Below are 16525 nucleotides of genomic sequence, written 5' to 3' on the forward strand. Positions count from 1 at the left end.
AGAGAGAGGTGCACAGTGATGGATGCCGTCGGCGGAGGACGGCCGGGGCGCGGCAAGGTGCTCGTGGTGGGTATGGACGGGTTGCGCTTCGACCGGCTGACCCGCTCGCCGTCCACGGCCCCCGTGCTGCACGGCCTGATGGCCGCGGGTGCCCACGGCACCAGCCTGCTGCCCTACGGCGAGGTGGACGGTCAGGCCGAGAACGGACCGTCCACGAGCATGGCCTACACCGACTCCGGCCCCGGCTGGTCGAGCGTGCTGACCGGGGTGTGGCCCGACCGGCACGGGGTGACCGGCAACGACTTCAAGGGGTCCGACTACACCCGCTACCCCGACTTCCTCAGCCGGGCCGTCACCGCGCGGCCCGGTCTGCGCACCGCGGCCGCGGTGTCCTGGCCGACGCTGGTCCGCCGCGGCGCCCTCGGCCGCGCCATCGGCCGGCGGGTGCGCCACAACGGCGAGCGTCGCGGCTACGAGACCGCGGACCGCCTCGTCGCCCGGACCGCCCTGCGCTGGCTCACCAAGGACGACCCGGACGTCGTGTTCGTGTACTTCGGCGCCACCGACGAGGCCGGCCACGCCACGGGCCCCCTCAGCCCCGCCTACGACCAGGCCCTCCTCACCCAGGACGCCCACCTGGGGCGGCTGCTGGACGCCATCGACGCCCGGCGCTCCGACCCCGCCCGGGCGGACGAGCGCTGGACCGTGCTGGTCACCACGGACCACGGACATCTCGACACCGGCGGCCACGGGGGCGACACGCGTGCCGAGCGGGAGGTCTTCGTCGTGCTCCACGAGCCCGGAATGCCCGGCGGCACCCGGCTGGACACACCCCGCCTCATCGACATCGCCCCCACGGTCCTGGACCGTCTCGGCATCCCCGTCGCCCCCGCCTGGGGCCTCCAGGGGCGCATCCTCAGTAAGGGAGCCATTCGCTGATGCATCGCGATCCGCTGATCGCCCTGCGCCCCTGGGAGGCACCTGAGGTGACCTCCTGGGGGCGGCTGCCCATGAACGCCGTCGACCGGCGCGCCCGGGCGCTCTCCCTCGACGGCCGCTGGCGGTTCCAGCTGCTGCCGTCGCCGGAGCGGGAACCCGGCCCCGCCTGGTCCTGGGCCGAACTGCCGGGCTCCTGGGCGTTGCACGCGGCCGAGGACCCGCCGCAGTACACCAACGTCCGCATGCCGTGGCCGGAGTTCCCGCCGGACTCCCCCGCCGCCAACCCGACCGGTGTGTACGAGCGCGAGGTCACCGTTCCCGCCGACTGGGCCGGGCGGCGGATCGTGCTCCAGGTCGGCGCCGCCGAGAGCGTGCTGCTCGTCCATGTGGACGGCCGGCCCGTGGGCGTCTCCAAGGACTCCCACCTGGCCGCCGAGTTCGACCTGTCCGAGGCCGTCCGCCCCGGCGAGCCCGCCACCGTGCGCCTCACGGTGGTGAAGTGGTCCGACGCCTCGCACATCGAGGACCAGGACCAGTGGTGGCTCGGCGGGATCACCCGCTCGGTGCTGCTGTACGCCACCGATCCGCTGTATCTCGCGGACGTGACCGTGCGGGCGCGGCTCGACGGGGATCTGCGGGTGCGGTGCCAGGTACGGCACATGGCCGGGGCGCTGCCCGACGGGTGGTACGTCAGCGGGGAGCTGGACGGCGACCGCTTCGCGCAGGACGCCGAGTTCGACCGCGTCAACGAGGAGGACGAGCGGGTCTCCGACTTCCTGGGCGAGGTCCTGCTGCGTGCCACCGCCCGCACGGTGCGCACCTGGACCGCCGAGACGCCCGAGCTGTACGACCTGACCGTGCGGCTGCACCGCGCCGACGGCACGGTCGCCGACACCTCGCACCACCGGGTCGGCTTCCGCGAGGTCGAGATCCGCGGCCGCGATCTGCTGGTCAACGGGGAGCGGGTCTATCTCCGCGGGGTGAACCGCCATGACTTCCACCCGCTGACCGGCCGGACGGTGTCGTACGCCGACATGCGTGCCGACCTGGTCACCCTCAAACGCTTCGGCTTCAACGCGATCCGCACCTCCCACTACCCGAGCGACCCGGCCCTGTACGACCTCGCCGACGAGCTGGGTTTCTACGTCGTGGACGAGGCGAACATCGAGTCGCACGACCACGCCCACGAGATCGCCGAGGACCCTCGCTATCTGGGCGCCTTCGTGGACCGGGTCTCCCGTATGGTCCTGCGCGACAAGAACCACCCGTCGGTGATCATCTGGTCGCTGGGCAACGAGTCCGACTACGGGGCGAACCACGACGCGGCGGCGGGCTGGCTGCGCAGCCACGAACCGACGCGGCCGGTGCAGTACGAGGGCGCGGCCAAGCTGGACTGGGGGGCCACGGACGACGCCTCCGACATCGCGTGCCCGATGTACGCGCCGATCGAGGACTGTGTCGCGCACGCGCTCTCCGGTGAGCAGACCCGGCCGCTGATCCAGTGCGAGTACTCGCACGCCATGGGCAACAGCAACGGCACACTGGCCGACATGTGGGCCGCCATCGAGGCGACCCCAGGTCTTCAGGGCGGGTTCATCTGGGAGTTGTGGGACCACGGCATTCTCCAGCGTGTGAACGACGGACGACCGGCCGGGAGTGGGGGGGCCGGACTGTATGACAACGGTGTCGCCGCACCCGGTCTGCGCTGGGCGTACGGCGGCGACTTCGGCGAGAGCATCCACGACGGCGCGTTCATCGCCGACGGGGTGGTCTTCCCCGACCGCACCCCCAAGCCCGTGATGTACGAGCACCGGGAGATCGCCGCCCCGGTACGGCTCTCCGTGGAGGGCGAGGGCGCCTGGCGGGTCCTGCGAGTGCACAACAAGCAGCACTTCCGCGATCTGTCGTGGCTCGCGGCCGAGTGGGAGTTCGCGGCGGCCGACGGCGGCAGCTGGACGCTCCCGGCGCGGCTGCCCGCCGTACCGCCCGGTGACTCCGCGGTGATCGACCGCCCCGAGGTGCTCGACGGGGCCGGCGAGATCTGGCTGACCCTGAACGTGACGACGGCCGCCGACGAGCCCTGGGCGCCGCGCGGCACCGAGGTGTGCCATCCGCAGGTGCGCTGGTACGAGGCCGACGCGGACGAACTCCTCGTCGGCGCCGAGGGCTCGTCGGTGGGCCACGTCCCCCCGCCGGCGACGGACGAGGACGGCCTGCTGCTGCACCCCCTGCTCACCGCCCCGCCGACGCTGTCCCTGTGGCGGGCCCCCACCGACAACGACGTCCTCGGCGGCATGGCCGAACGCTGGCGCGAGCTGGGCCTGGACCGCCTGCGACGCGAGCCGGTGGCCGTGGAACGCAAGGGCTCGACGGTGCGGGTGCGTGCGCGCTGGACCACGGCCGTCGGCCCGGTGGAGCACGAGCAGTCGTTCACGGCGCTGGTCGACGGCCGGATCCTCGTCGAGGAGACGGCGGTGCTGCCGGAGGAGCTGACGGATGTGGCCCGCGTCGGCACGGTGTTCGAGACCGTGGCCGGGCTCGACGACATCTGCTGGTACGGGCAGGGCCCCTGGGAGAGCTATCCGGACCGGGCCGTCGGGGCGCCCGTCGGCCATCACTCGGCCGCCGTCGACGACCTGTTCACGCCGTATCTGCGCCCGCAGGAGAGCGGGGGCCGCCACGGCGTGAGGCACTTCTCCCTCAGCGGCGGCGAACACACCGTCGCCGTACGGCTGGACGAGCCCCGCCAGGTTTCCGTGACCCGCTTCCGCGCCGAGGACCTCGCTGCCGTGGCGCACCACGACGAGCTGGTGCCCCGGCCGGGGTGCGTGGTGCATCTCGACGCGGCGCACCGGGGGCTGGGCACGGCGTCGTGCGGGCCCGACACCGCGTCCTCGTATCTCGTCCCGTCGGGTGTCCACCGCTGGTCGTGGACGCTGCGGGCGCTCTGACCCCACCCCCCGCTTCCCTTTTCACGGACCTTCCATGGAGCACGTGTGTGTACTTCGCATGAGCAGGGCCAGGGCGAGTCGGCCCCGCAGGCCGGTGCCGGCCGGCGCAACTTCCTGCGCGCGACCGCGCTGATGGGTGCGGCGGCCGCTGTGCTCCCGGCGGCGGCCGGCACCGCGCAGGCCGCCGCCGAGTCCCCTTCGTCCGCCGCGCGTTGGCGGCCCGATCCGGACAGCCGCCGGTTCACGCTGGCCGTGATGCCCGACACGCAGTACCTGTTCGACGGCCCGAGCATCGACAAAGCGCCCGTCGAGGCCTCGCTGCGCCATCTGCTGGAACACGGCCGGGAGGAGAACATCGTCTTCCTCTCCCACCTCGGCGACCTCACGCAGAACGGCGCGAAGGAGGAGTGCGCGGCCATCGGCGAGGCGTTCCGGCTGCTCGACCGCAAGGGTGTCGGCTACAGCGTCCTCGCGGGCAACCACGACGTGCGGTCCTCCACCGACGACCAGCGGGGCTCGACCCCGTACCTGGACGTCTTCGGACCGGACCGCTTCAAGGGCCACCAGACGTACGGGGGCGCCTCCCCGGACGGCTACAACACGTACCACCTCTTCAGGGCCGCCGGCCTGGAGTGGATGGTGCTGGCGCTGGACTGGCGGCTGTCGGCTAAGGGGTTCGACTGGGCCGAGGCGGTCATGGCCCAGCACCCGAAGACGCCCGTCGTCCTCACCACGCACGAACTGGTCGACGAGGACGACTCCCTGTCCTCCTACGGTCAGAAGCTGTGGGACCAGTTGATCGAGGACCACGACCAGATCTTCCTCACCCTCAACGGGCACTACTGGCCGGCGGCCCGTGCCACGCGCAGGAACGCGGCGGGCAACGAGGTCCACCTCCACCTCACGAACTACCAGAACCGGTACTTCGGCGGCGCGGCGATGATCCGTCTCTACCGTTTCGACCTCGACCGGAACACGATCGACGTGGAGACGATCTCCCCGTGGATTCTGGGCCGGGCCGCGAAGGGGCTCAACGAGTTGGAGCGGCAGGAGATCGAACTCTCCGGCGACGCCGACCGGTTCTCGGTCGACATCGACTTCGCGGACCGCTTCGCGGGCTTCGCGCCGGTGCCCGCCCGGGCCGCGCGGCCCGTGTCGAAGATGCTGGTGCCCGGCACGGTGGCGTACTGGCGGTTCGACGGCCAGGAGGACGGGGCGGCCGTCGGCGGCACGGTCCGCGACCGCTCGGGACGCGGCAACGACCTCACCCTGGTCACCGTGGGCGGCGGCACACTCACCTACTCCGCCGACCACCACCCGGACCAGCCCGGCCACGGCAGCCTGGAGTTCCACGGCGGCAAGCCCCCGCTGAAGGGCGCGTATCTGCGGACGGTCGAGGGGGCTCCTCTCAACTCGGTAACCTTTAATACCGGTTACACCATCGAGGCGTTCTACCGCCTGCCCGCCGACTGGAACCCGTCGAACCACGCCTGGGCGGGCATCCTCGGCCGGACCGGCACGGGTGGCGCGGCGGGCAGGACGCAGGACGACCCGGACGAGCCGCTCGCCACGCTGTCGCTGTCGAACGACCGCGAGCCGCAGTGGGCCGTGCGCCCGCTCAACCAGCAGGGCATCGCGACCAACTGGGGCCAGGAGACGCCGCTGGAGACGTGGTGGCACCTCGCGATCGTCAACGACGGCGAGCACACCACGCTCTACGTCCAGGGCTGCCCCGTCGTCCGCAACCCGAAGGCGGCGGCCGTCGGCCTCACCTCGGTCGGGCTCCCGTGGATCCTCGGCGGCTACGAGTACGCGGGCGAGATCGACCAGATCCTGCACGGCCGCCTCGGTGACGTCCGCATCGTCGAACGGGCTCTGCCCGTCAAGTCGTTCATGAACCACTGAGCCTCAGCGAAAGGCCTTGAGGAACCGATCATGTCCGAGCAGCGACTGCCCGCCTGGGCCGACCCGTCCGTCTCCCCCGCCGACCTCGACGCGCAGGGAGTGTCACGCCGTGGCCTCCTGCGCGGCGCGGGCCTCTTCGGCGCCGCCTTCGCCCTGGGCTCCATGGCGACCCCGGCCGTGGCCGCCCCCGGCTCCCGGCGCTTCGGCGGCGAGGACCCGCGCCTCGCCTACCTCGTCGGCGACCACCACATCCACTCCGTGTACAGCCACGACGCCAAGTACACGTTCTCCCAACTGGCCGCCGCCGGCGCGAAGTACGGGCTCGACTGGATGGTGTTCACCGAGCACTCCAACTTCGGTCACGCCGACTTCGGGGCCGCCCTGGAGCACAAGGAGATCCTGAAGGCCCGGGCCGACAACCCGCGTCAGCTGATCTTCCAGGGCCTGGAGTGGTACATCCCGGCCGCCGAGCACTGCACCGTGTTCACCGCGCCCGGCCCGCACGAGGTCGACGTCCTCACCGAGTTCGAGAGCGCGTACGACGGAAAGCTGCTTGGCTACACCGACGGCGCCCCCGACAACGCCAACACGGCCCGCAACGAGGCGCACGCCGTCAAGGCGATCCAGTGGCTGGCGGAGCAGCGCCGCACCGGATACGTCGACGACGTGCTGGTGCTGGCCAACCACCCGCTGCGCCTCGGCATCGACTCCCCGCACGAGCTGCGCAACTGGCGGGACGCGGCCCCCGAGATCGTGATCGGCATGGAGGGCGCGCCCGGCGCCCAGGGCGCGGCCATCCCGGGCTGGCGCGGCACGGCCTCGATCCGGGGCGAGTACGAGAACAAGCCGTCCGCCAACTCCTGGCCGGGCTACCCGGCGGAGGCGTACCTCACCCACGGCGGCTTCGACTGGTCGACGGCGACGGTCGGCGGCCTCTGGGACGCGATGCTCGCCGAGGGCAAGCCGTTCTCGATCACCACCAACTCGGACGCGCACCGCATCGTGTTCGACACCTGGAGGAACGGGGACTGGGCCGCCGGGCAGAACTTCGACAACACCGGCAAGCTGCCGGACCCGGTGAACACGACCACCCCGCAGCCCGGCAGCGACTTCTGGCCCGGCCAGTTCAGCCGCACCCATGTGGGCGTCACGCGGTACGGCTACCGGGCGGTGATGGCGGGCCTGCGCGCGGGCCGGGTCTGGCTGGATCACGGCCATCTGCTGGACGGCCTCGACGTGCGACTGAAGCGGGACCGCGACCACGGCCGAGGCGTGACCCTGGGCGGCCGACTGCGCGTCCGCAAGGGCGAGCGGCTCACCCTGACCGTGACGGTGACGACCGCCTCGCGCGCCAACCCCCGGGGAATCCTCCCGGAGTTGGCCCATGTGGACGTCATCCGGGGCGCGGTGCGGGGCCCGGTGACCGACCGCGACGCCTGGAAGGCTCCCGACACAAAGGTCACCCACACCAAGGACGTGACCGGCCGCAAGGGCACCTACACCCTGCGCATCCCGCTCACAGCGGGCGAGGAGTCCTTCTACGTCCGCCTGCGCGGCAGCGACGGCAAGCGGAACGGAACGGGTTACCTGGGCGCGTCCACGGACCCGCACGGCCCGATCCCCCACACCCCGGGCGACGGAGACCCGTGGGAGGACACCTGGTTCTACTCGAACCCCGTGTTCGTGGACGTGAGTTGAGCGGCAGCGAACCTTGACGAGCGCGGGGAACTGCGCGACCAGCCACGACGGTCCCGCAGTTCCCCACAAGGCTCAGGCGTAGAACCGGGACAGACTCTGCAGAACGGCCGCCGGCTTCGGCGCACCCTCGATCTCGATCGTGCCGTCCACGGTGATCTGCACCCCACCCGGTACGTCCTCGACCGAAGCGAGCTTGCCCACCAGCCGGATCTTGGAGCCGACCTTGACCGGCGAGGGGAACCGCACCTTGTTCAGCCCGTAGTTCACCTTCGTCGACACACCCTCGACATCCAGCAGCTCGGTGAAGAGCGGGATGAACAGCGAAAGGGTCAGGTACCCGTGGGCGATCGGCGCGCCGAAGGGGCCCTCCGCCGCCTTCTCCGGGTCGACGTGGATCCACTGGTGGTCACCCGTGGCATCGGCGAACGTGTTGATCCGCTCCTGCGTGACCTCGATCCACTCACTGGTGCCGAGGTCACTGCCCTCGAGCTTCTTGAGCTCGTCGATGCCGTTGACGGTGATGCTCATGTTGCCTGCTTTCCAATGTGTTTGACGGTGAGTCAGCCGTTTCCGAAGCGCTTGCGCACCCGCGCCTTCAGCAACTTGCCGGAGGCCGTGCGCGGCAGTTCGTCGGCGATCACGATCGACTTGGGGATCTTGTACTTGGCCAGTCGCCCGGCGAGGGAGGCCAGCACCTCGTCGGCGTCCAGGGCGGAGCCCTCCCTGGGGACGACCACCGCGCGCGGCACCTCGCCCCACTTCTCGTCCGCCACACCTATGACGGCGCACTCGACGATGTCGGGGTGGGCGAGGAGCTGGTCCTCGATCTCGGCGGGGTAGATGTTCTCGCCCCCGGAGATGATCATGTCCTTGATGCGGTCGACGATGAAGACGTAGCCGTCCTCGTCGACCCGGGCGGCGTCCCCGCTGCGGAACCAGCCGTCGGCGAAGACCGCGGCCGTCTCCTCGGGCAGCCCCCAGTAGCCGGGCATGACGTGCGGACCGCGGACCACGACCTCGCCGGGCTCGTCGACGTCGACCGGTGTCATGTCCGGCCGTACGACCCGCACATCGCTGAAGAAGTGCGGTACGCCCGCCGAACCGGCCTTGCTCACGGCGTGCTCGGCGTCGAGGAAGAGCGTGCCGGGGGCCGCCTCCGTCATGCCGTAGCCCTGGAGGAAGGTCAGCCCGCGCTCCTGGAATTTGGCGATGAGCGGGGTCGGCACCGGGGAGCCGCCGCAGGACAGCATCCGCAGCGACGACAGGTCGGCGTCCGCCCAGCGCGGATGCCGGCCGATCTGGTCGAACATGGTCGGCACGCCGAACATGAACGTGATCCGGTGCCGTTCGATCAGGTCGAAGGTGGCCTCCGGCACGAAGGCCTCGACCAGGACGCACGTGCCGCCCTTGAGCAGCACGGGCAGGGTGAGCATGTTGAGCCCGGCGGTGTGGAACAGCGGGGCGGAGACCAGCGCGCGTTCGTCGGTGATGATGTCCTGGTCGACGAGCACGTTGACGGCGTTCCAGATGATGTTGCCGTGCGTGAGCATCGCGCCCTTGGGACGGCCGGTCGTCCCCGAGGTGTACATGATGATGCAGGTGTCGTCGGCGGTGACGGGCTGGTCGATCGGCTCGTCGGCGGCCCCGGCGAGCAGCGCCTCGTACTCGGTGCCGACCTCGACGTACGTACGGACGTCGCTGCTGCCCGGCAGTCCCGCGACGAGCCCGGTGAACCCGGACGCGTACACCAGCGCCTTCGCCCCGGAGTCCGCCAGCTGGTAGGCGATCTCAGGGCCGGCGAGGCGGGTGTTGAGCGGGACGAAGACCGCGCCGAGGGTGCCCGCGGCGAAGAGGGTCTCCAGGTACGAGGGGTGGTTGGGCCCCAGGTAGGCGATCCGGTCGCCGCGGCGCACGCCGGAGGCGCGCAGGGCGTGGGCGAGGCGCGTGGTGCGCTCGTACAGCTCCCCGTAGGTGATGCTCGTGTCGCCGTGGATCAGCGCGGTGCGCTGCGGGGTCTTGCGGGCCCGGCGGGCGGGCCACGACCCCAGTCCCTCATTGCGCATCTCTGTGCCCCTGTCCGTCATTGCACATGGGGGGTGTCCCTCACGGTTTCGTCAGGCCCAGCAAACGGGCGGCGTTCTCCTTGAGGATCTTCGGCCTGACCTCGTCCTTGATCGGCAGCTTCTCGAAGTCGGCGAGCCAGCGGTCGGGGGTGAGGACGGGGTAGTCGGAGCCGAAGAGCACCTTGTCCTTGAGCAGCGTGTTGGCGTACTGCACCAGCTGCGGCGGGAAGTACTTCGGCGACCAGCCCGACAGGTCGATGTGCACGCCCGGCTTGTGCGTGGCCACCGCGAGCGCCTCGTCCTGCCAGGGGAAGGACGGGTGCGCCAGGATGATCTTGAGGTGCGGGAAGTCGGCGGCCACGTCGTCCACGTGCAGCGGGTTCGAGTACTTCAGCCGGATGCCACCGCCGCCGGGGACGCCCGCGCCGATGCCCGTCTGGCCGCTGTGGAAGAGGGCGATCGTGCCCGTCTCCTCGATGACCTCGTACAGGGCGTACGCCACCGCGCGGTCGTTGGGGAAGAAGCCCTGGACGCTGGGGTGGAACTTGAAGCCCTTCACCCCGTACTCCTCGACCAGGCGGCGGGCCTGCTTCACACCCGCCTTGCCGCGGAAGGGGTCGATGGAGGCGAAGGGGATCAGCACGTCCGCGTTGGCGGCGGCCGCCTCGGCGACCTCCTCGTTCGGGACGGGCTCGGTACCGGTCGCGGACTCGGCGTCCACCGTGAAGATCACGGCGGCCATCTTCCGCTCGCGGTAGTAGGCGGCCGTCTCCTCCAGGGTCGGCTTCCGCTTGCCCTCGACCTTGAAGTAGGCGGACGAGGCGTCGTGCAGCTCGTCGTCAAGGGAGGCGTTGCCCTTGGAGGACACCTCCGCGTGGGTGTGGACGTCGATCGCGACGAGTTCTTCCACGTTCATGGCGGGGTTGCCGGGTGTCATCACGCCTCCGGGATCTTCGGGGCGGGGATGCCCACGGTCTGCGGCTCGGCGCCCAGCGAGGTCGGCCAGACGTCGGCCAGGGCCTCGGGGGTCCAGCCGCCGTTCGCGTACGCCGTCTTGATCTCCTGCGGATGCGACCAGAGTGCCACCTTGTCGCCGCCGATGCCGATGGCCTGGCCGGTGACACCGCGCGCGGCCTCTGAGGCGAGGAACGGGACCAGCGCCGCGCAGTCCTCGGGGGTGCCGAAGCCCTCGCCCTTGCGCAGGAACTCCGGGAACGGCTTGCCCTCGCGCAGGGCCTCCACGTACGGGGCGAAGACCGGGATGGTCTCGGTCATGGCGGTGGCGGCGACCGGGACGATCGCGTTGACGGTGATGCCGGCGCGGCCCAGCTCCATCGACCACGTGCGGGCGAAGGCGGCGATGCCGGCCTTGGCGGCGGCGTAGTTCGTCTGGCCGAAGTTGCCGCGCTGGCCGGCCGGGGAGCCGACGAGGATCAGCGAGCCGCCCTCGCCCTGCTCGCGCATCCGGATCGCCGCGGCGCGGGCGCAGGTGAAGGTGCCCTTGAGGTGGGTGGAGATCACGGCGTCGAAGTCGTCGTCGGACATCTTCCACAGCACCTTGTCGCGCAGGATGCCCGCGTTGGTGACGAGGATGTCGAGCCGCCCGAACTCCTCGACCGCGCGGTTCACCAGCCGGTCGGCCGCCTCGGTCGTACCGACCGGGACGACCTCGGCCACGGCCTTGCCACCCGCCTCGGTGATGGACTTCACGGCCGCTTCCGCCACGGCCTCGTCGATGTCGTTGACGACCACTGAGGCGCCGGCGGCGGCGAGGGCCTGAGCGTAGGCGAGGCCGAGGCCACGGCCACTGCCGGTGACGACGGCGACCTTGCCGGTGAGATCGATGCTGGGCACGAGTGGGGTCCCTTCGGATGGCGGTGCGGCTTCGAAATCGAAGTTAAGAGCAATAGTTGTTGACGTCAATAGTTGTTGTTGCTCGGCCTTTGCGTCATGCTTGACCGCAGTACGATCGCGCTGCCCCACCCGGGGCCTCGAAGGGAGCCCGCCATCGCCCGCCAGCAGACGCAGAACCCCGCCTCGGCCGACGCCCAGGAGCCGTGGATGCGCGGACTGCACGCGGACACGGGCTATCTGCTGTACCGCCTCGGTCTGCGCTCCGGGCAGTTGTTCAACGTCTCGCTCCAGGAGTCGGGCCTGCGCCTGCGCCACTACGCGCTGCTGCGCTTCCTCGCCACCTCGCCGGGCGCGCTCCAGCGCGAGCTGAGCGCGTCGCTCGGCTACGACCCGAGCGCGATCGTCGGCCTGGTCGACGACCTGGAGAAGCTGGGCTTCGCCGAGCGGCGCCCCTCCCCGGACGACCGGCGCAGCCGGATCATCGTCCTCACCAAGGACGGCCGGGCCTTTCTGCGCGACACGGACGAGGCCGGGCAGCGGGTGACGAACGAACTGCTCGAGCCCCTCGACGCCGACGAGCGCGCGGCGCTGCACGTGCTGCTGCAGAAGGTCGTGGAAGCCGGGCTCGGGTGAGGACGGGAGTGGTGAGGGTGATGCCATGTCGATGACCGCCGACGCCGTGCCGACGTCGGCGTCACCGGCACGGACCCCGGTGTCACCGTCGCCGTCGGGGGCCGCTCGGTCCGCGCCGGACCGGCTTCTCGCCGTGCTCGCCGCCTTCGACCACGCGCATCCGGCGCTCTCCCTCACCGACATCAGCCGCCGGGCGGGGCTGACGCTCACCACGGCCCATCGGCTGGTGGGCGCGCTCACCGAGTGGGGCGCCCTGGAGCGGGACGCCTCGGGGGTCTACCACGTGGGGCTCAGGCTCTGGGAGGTCGCGGCCCTCGCCCCGCGCGGACTCGCGCTGCGGCAGATCGCACTGCCCTATCTGGAGGACCTGTACGAGGCCACGCACGAGAACGTGCAGCTCGCGGTCCGGGACGGCGACGAGGTCGTCTACATCGAGTGGCTCTCCGGGCGCTCGGCGGTCGGCGTCCACATCCGAGTGGGTGCCCGCTGGCCCCTGCACGCCACGGGCGTGGGCCTGGCACTCCTCGCACACGCCGAACCGGAGTCCCAGGAGGCGTACTGCGAGACCCCGTTGGCCGTCTTCACCCCGTACACCATCGGCGAGGGCGCTCGGCTGCGGCGGGTCCTCGCCGAAGTACGGCGTACGGGTGTGGCGGTGAGCGCCCGTCAGGTGACGGACGACGCCCTGTCGGTGGCGGCGCCGGTGCGCGGCCAGGACGGGTCGGTGGTCGCGGCGGTGTCGGTGGTGGTTCCCCAACTGAGTGCCCAGGTACCGGTGTTGACCCCGGCGGTACGGGTGGCGGCGCGAGGCATCTCACGGGCGCTGGGCTGGCAGCCGTGATCCCGCACCCCTTCGGGGCGCGGGGCCGGATCGTTATGCGGCTCCGCCGTGTGGCCGCGACAGGCCCCCACCGGCCCGCACCCGAGAGCAACCTGTCGGCCCGAGCTCTGGAACACAGCAGCCCGGGCCGCACGCATGACTGACGTACCCGCATGCACGGAAGCAGTCCCCCGGCAGGTGAGTCAGGCCGCCAGGCCCTCGTAGACGGCCGCGAGGATCATGAACCCCCGGTCGTCGCCGATTCCGCCGTCGTCGATCATCCGGTTCATCACATACGCCACGCTCGTCCGGGCGTCGAGGTCGACCAGGGCGAGGGAGCCGCCCCAGCCGCCCCAGAAGCAGGTGCGGGGGTTGGGGAGCTGGCCGCCGTTGAGGCCGTAGCCCATGCCATAGCGCATCGGCACGCCCAGGACGTGGTCCGTCCCGCTGAACTGCTCCTCCAGCGCCCGCTCGCATCCCTTCTCCGACAGCAGCCGTACGCCCCTGGCCTCGCCGCCGCAGGCCAGCAGCGACTGCACGGCGGCGACCGAGCGGGCGTTGCCGTGGCCGTTCACCGAGGGGATCTCGGCGCGCCGCCAGGCGGTCGTGTTGGCGACGTCCAGCGGCAGGTCCGGGTTGGGCGGCGGGCCGCCGCGCTGCGGGGAGGAGGTCGGCGGGATGATCGGCGCGACCCGGTGGTCGTGCTCGGCCGGGAGGCCGATGTGGTAGTCCGCGCCCAACGGGCCCGCGATCTCCTCGGCGAAGAACGTCCCCAGGCTGCGGCCGGTGACACGGCGCACGATCTCGCCGACCAGATAGCCCTGGGTGAGCGCGTGGTACCCGGCCTCGGTGCCCGGCTCCCAGGCCGGGGGCTGCGCGGCGAGTCGGGCGGTGGGGACCTGCCAGTCGTACAGGTCCTCGACCGTTATCGGCGCGTCGAAAGCGGGCAGACCGGCCGTGTGCGAGAGCACATGGCTGACGCGTACGCCCTCCTTGCCCGCTGCGGCGAACTCGGGCCAGTACGTGGCCACCGGCGCGGTCAGGTCCAGGGCGCCCCGGTCGGCGAGGACGAGCGCGCACAGCGCGGCCATCGTCTTGGTGGTCGACCAGGTGTGGGTGATGGTGTCCCGCTCCCAGGGTGTGGTGCGGTCCGCGTCCGCGTGTCCGCCCCACAGGTCGACCACCGGCTCGCCGTCGACGTACACGGCGACCGAGGCGCCCACGTCCTTGTTGTCCAGCGAAGCGGCCAGCGCTTCGCGTACTGCGGAGAATCGGTCCGTGCAGGTGCCATGAAGGTCCGCCATGCGGGCAGTCTGTCGGTGCGTGCCGCAGGGGGCCACCGAATATTGGACGCGGCGGCCCGTCCGACCGGACCGCCCTGGCCGCCGCGGCGGATCACCCCGTCGCGAACCACGCTCCGATGATCCGCCGCAGCGACTCCACATACGTGGCGAGTTCGTTCACGCCTGCCACCGCGCCCGCGATCACCAGTGCCGCGCGCCGCAGTGGTCCGGGCTGGGGGTCGGCCGCCCCGGCCTCCGTCTCAGCCTCCGCGATGGCGTCCCTGGCGGCCTCCCGGTCGGCGGGGTCCAGGTCCGCTTCGTCGAGGCGTTCACGCAGCGACCGCAGGAGTTCCAGCACCTGTGCCGCGTGCGGTGTGACAGCGGCGTGCTGGTTGTGCTGTACGGCCTGCGCGTGGTCACCCGCCGCCACGGGACCGGAGACGGTGCCCCCGAAGATCTGCACGCCGTGGTTGTCGCCCGGCCGTTCCGGCCCGCCCGATGTCATTTCGTCTCCCCCGTCACCCCGGCGTTCCGCTTGCCCGTCTGTGCGGCACGGGCGTGACGCCCCGCCGCCATCGGGCCGACGACCGTGCCGCCGCTGATCTGGATTCCGTTGTTGATCTGGATGTCCTGTCGTGCCTCGTACTCGCCGAGCGCGTAGCCGTGGTCGCGCAGACAGTCCAGGACGGCGGTGTGCACCCGCCGCTCGACCATGGCGGTCAGCCGGGACACGTCCATCTCCTGGAACGGCTGGGCGTAGGCGGCGGAGGCGGCCAGCTCCCGTACCGACAGCCGGGGGCTGTGGTCGATCGGGCGCCGCTCCTGGCGCATCTTCCGGTACCAGTCCTCCTGGCTGCGCATGTTCCAGGCGGTCAGGGCGATGCGCAGGGGTTCCGCGAAGCTCTGCGTCAGCACCTGGCCGATGTGTGTGACGGCGTACCAGGCGACGGCCAGTTGCTCCCCGGGGCTGTCCGGCGGTACGAGTTCGTCCACCGCGTGGAAGCGTTCGGCTATCGGCGGCAGGACGAAGCTCTGGCTCTCCACCTGTAACTGTCCGCCCTGGACGCTCACCCGGAAGAACTGGGTCAGCACGACCTCGTCCGCCCACAGGCCCAGGCGGGTGACCACGAAGTGACGCAGTCGCTCGTTGGCCGCCAGGTCCACCTCGGCCGGCCATCCGGCCTCGCCCCTGGGGGTGCCCGTCTGGGCGAGGCGTTCCCACCCGCTGAGCCAGGCGCTCTCGGAATCCGGACGGACCCCCGGCTTGAACACATAGTCCTGGACGTCGATGCGGTGCAGCCGGTCGCCCGGATACTCGTGGCCCGCGCCCAGGTCGCGCAGCCGGTTCCGTATCGCCGCGTGGATCACGGGAACGCTCAGCGGGCGGGGCTGCCGTCCGTCGGCCTCGTGCTGGGCCGACGGCTTCAGTTCGATCGCGAAGGACCACTCCGAGATCCGGGGCCCGGTGCCGACGAACGGCCCGAAGGACGAGTAGACGACATCACGGTCGGACTGTTTCCTGGCGAGCCCGTCGCACAGCGCGGCATGGCGCCCGGACACCTGGGAGCCGGGCCCGGGCCTGCCTCGTTTGCCGGTCAGGGCACGCAGGGTCCAGAGCCGGAGGTTGTAACCGGTGATACCGGTTACAACCAGCACTACGAGCATGGCAAGGAGCGCTTTCCCGGAGAAGCCGCCCAGCATCCCGAACAGGGACGGCAGCACCAGGACGGCGGCGATCCCGGCCGCGGCAACGGTGGCGATCATCGATCCCTTGCCGGGCTTGCCCGTGCTCAGCCGGCCGCCGGACGGGAGCAGCGAAGCCAGCAGGCCGAGGGCCACCCCCAGGACCACACCGGTCGGCGAGAGGATCAGCGCCACCGCCAGTGCGGGCAGCACCGCCCAGGCCTGTGACGCGATCCGTCTGCGTACGGCGAAACACTCGCGCAGGACCGCGCTGAGGTCGAAGCCGAAAGAGGGAGCGGGGACACGGTGGCGGTTCACCGCGAGCTCGTCGATGGCCCGGGACCGGAAGTACGGGTCGATGTGGGCCGCGGCCCGCAGATATGAGGTTGCGTCGCCCCGGGACGGCCCCGCCTGCTCCTCGATCAGCCACCGCAGCTGTCCGTCGGAACCGCCGGACTGCCGCCAGTCGGCTTCGACGCGCTCGGGCCGGTTCGGTTGGGGTGGATTCGCCATGTCTCCCCGCTCATCCCATGACGGACCAGGGGAAGGAGCATGCCACGTTCCCCAGGAAATTGCTGCGATTTCCCCCGAATTGGGATGGATGGGAAGCGAGAGCCCTATGGGTCCTCACCTGAATCTCAGGCACCGGACCCCCTGCTCGAAGAAGAACCCACCCAGGTACGGGTCGCACGATGC

Annotated in this window: 13 protein-coding genes; 6 read left to right on the plus strand and 7 right to left on the minus strand. The window is 71.2% G+C overall.

Annotated elements, in window-relative coordinates; genetic code table 11:
• Positions 1-18: 18 nt before the first annotated feature.
• The 4 genes from SGFS_RS13730 to SGFS_RS13745 are packed head-to-tail and all read left to right on the plus strand — an operon-like array spanning position 19 to position 7493.
• Positions 19-939: an alkaline phosphatase family protein gene (locus SGFS_RS13730; RefSeq protein ID WP_286250282.1), complete on the plus strand. Its 921-nt coding sequence runs from the start codon at positions 19-21 to the stop codon at positions 937-939.
• Positions 939-3890, plus strand: coding sequence for a glycoside hydrolase family 2 TIM barrel-domain containing protein (locus tag SGFS_RS13735; protein WP_286250283.1), 2952 nt, complete (start codon positions 939-941; stop codon positions 3888-3890). Before SGFS_RS13730 ends, SGFS_RS13735 begins: the two co-directional genes overlap by 1 nt.
• Before the next feature lie 45 nt (positions 3891-3935).
• A complete protein-coding gene (locus tag SGFS_RS13740; RefSeq protein ID WP_286250285.1) occupies positions 3936-5795 on the plus strand; it encodes a LamG-like jellyroll fold domain-containing protein in 1860 nt (619 codons plus the stop codon).
• Between the two features lie 30 nt (positions 5796-5825).
• Positions 5826-7493, plus strand: a complete 1668-nt coding sequence (locus SGFS_RS13745; protein WP_286250287.1) for a PHP domain-containing protein — start codon at positions 5826-5828, stop codon at positions 7491-7493.
• A gap of 72 nt (positions 7494-7565) precedes the next feature.
• Here SGFS_RS13745 and SGFS_RS13750 read toward each other — a convergent pair whose 3' ends face one another.
• From SGFS_RS13750 to SGFS_RS13765, 4 genes are read right to left on the minus strand one after another with little or no spacing between them, the layout of a single operon-like run.
• Entirely contained in the window at positions 7566-8021 is a 456-nt protein-coding gene (locus tag SGFS_RS13750; protein ID WP_286250289.1) for a MaoC family dehydratase, read from the minus strand.
• A 32-nt stretch (positions 8022-8053) separates the two neighbouring features.
• A complete protein-coding gene (menE, locus tag SGFS_RS13755; protein ID WP_286250291.1) occupies positions 8054-9556 on the minus strand; it encodes an o-succinylbenzoate--CoA ligase in 1503 nt (500 codons plus the stop codon).
• A 40-nt stretch (positions 9557-9596) separates the two neighbouring features.
• Positions 9597-10472, minus strand: coding sequence for an amidohydrolase family protein (locus SGFS_RS13760; RefSeq protein WP_286259915.1), 876 nt, complete (start codon positions 10470-10472; stop codon positions 9597-9599).
• Between the two features lie 20 nt (positions 10473-10492).
• Positions 10493-11410 carry an SDR family NAD(P)-dependent oxidoreductase gene (locus tag SGFS_RS13765; protein ID WP_286250293.1) on the minus strand — a complete coding sequence of 306 codons (918 nt, stop codon included), beginning with the start codon at positions 11408-11410 and terminating at the stop codon, positions 10493-10495.
• A 207-nt stretch (positions 11411-11617) separates the two neighbouring features.
• Between SGFS_RS13765 and SGFS_RS13770 the strand changes: the two genes are divergently transcribed.
• Both SGFS_RS13770 and SGFS_RS13775 read left to right on the plus strand, forming a co-directional pair.
• Positions 11618-12043, plus strand: coding sequence for a MarR family winged helix-turn-helix transcriptional regulator (locus SGFS_RS13770; protein WP_286259916.1), 426 nt, complete (start codon positions 11618-11620; stop codon positions 12041-12043).
• A 25-nt stretch (positions 12044-12068) separates the two neighbouring features.
• On the plus strand, positions 12069-12884 hold the full coding sequence (locus SGFS_RS13775; protein WP_286250295.1) for an IclR family transcriptional regulator: 816 nt from the start codon (positions 12069-12071) through the stop codon (positions 12882-12884).
• Between the two features lie 182 nt (positions 12885-13066).
• On the opposite strand, the gene SGFS_RS13780 is transcribed toward SGFS_RS13775, so the two are convergent.
• The 3 genes from SGFS_RS13780 to SGFS_RS13790 form a co-directional block, all read right to left on the minus strand.
• Positions 13067-14167 (minus strand): serine hydrolase domain-containing protein, encoded by a 1101-nt coding sequence (locus SGFS_RS13780; RefSeq protein ID WP_286250297.1) that lies wholly within the window; start codon positions 14165-14167, stop codon positions 13067-13069.
• A gap of 91 nt (positions 14168-14258) precedes the next feature.
• Positions 14259-14651 (minus strand): DUF5955 family protein, encoded by a 393-nt coding sequence (locus SGFS_RS13785; protein ID WP_286250298.1) that lies wholly within the window; start codon positions 14649-14651, stop codon positions 14259-14261.
• Complete coding sequence (locus SGFS_RS13790) at positions 14648-16342, minus strand: hypothetical protein (protein WP_286250299.1); 1695 nt, start codon at positions 16340-16342, stop codon at positions 14648-14650. Before SGFS_RS13790 ends, SGFS_RS13785 begins: the two co-directional genes overlap by 4 nt.
• Positions 16343-16525: the final 183 nt, after the last annotated feature.

It is taken from the genome of Streptomyces graminofaciens (assembly GCF_030294945.1).
GTDB lineage: Bacteria > Actinomycetota > Actinomycetes > Streptomycetales > Streptomycetaceae > Streptomyces > Streptomyces graminofaciens.

Bases quoted from the DNA above. Each gene is read 5' to 3' on its own strand.
- SGFS_RS13770 (WP_286259916.1), top strand. From the start codon at position 11,618: ATGCGCGGACTGCACGCGGACACGGGCTATCTGCTGTACCGCCTCGGT.
- SGFS_RS13735 (WP_286250283.1), top strand. From the start codon at position 939: ATGCATCGCGATCCGCTGATCGCCCTGCGCCCCTGGGAGGCACCTGAG.
- SGFS_RS13785 (WP_286250298.1), bottom strand. From the start codon at position 14,651: ATGACATCGGGCGGGCCGGAACGGCCGGGCGACAACCACGGCGTGCAG.
- SGFS_RS13730 (WP_286250282.1), top strand. From the start codon at position 19: ATGGATGCCGTCGGCGGAGGACGGCCGGGGCGCGGCAAGGTGCTCGTG.
- SGFS_RS13760 (WP_286259915.1), bottom strand. From the start codon at position 10,472: ATGAACGTGGAAGAACTCGTCGCGATCGACGTCCACACCCACGCGGAG.
- SGFS_RS13790 (WP_286250299.1), bottom strand. From the start codon at position 16,342: ATGGCGAATCCACCCCAACCGAACCGGCCCGAGCGCGTCGAAGCCGAC.
- menE (WP_286250291.1), bottom strand. From the start codon at position 9,556: ATGCGCAATGAGGGACTGGGGTCGTGGCCCGCCCGCCGGGCCCGCAAG.
- SGFS_RS13745 (WP_286250287.1), top strand. From the start codon at position 5,826: ATGTCCGAGCAGCGACTGCCCGCCTGGGCCGACCCGTCCGTCTCCCCC.
- SGFS_RS13750 (WP_286250289.1), bottom strand. From the start codon at position 8,021: ATGAGCATCACCGTCAACGGCATCGACGAGCTCAAGAAGCTCGAGGGC.
- SGFS_RS13775 (WP_286250295.1), top strand. From the start codon at position 12,069: ATGTCGATGACCGCCGACGCCGTGCCGACGTCGGCGTCACCGGCACGG.
- SGFS_RS13780 (WP_286250297.1), bottom strand. From the start codon at position 14,167: ATGGCGGACCTTCATGGCACCTGCACGGACCGATTCTCCGCAGTACGC.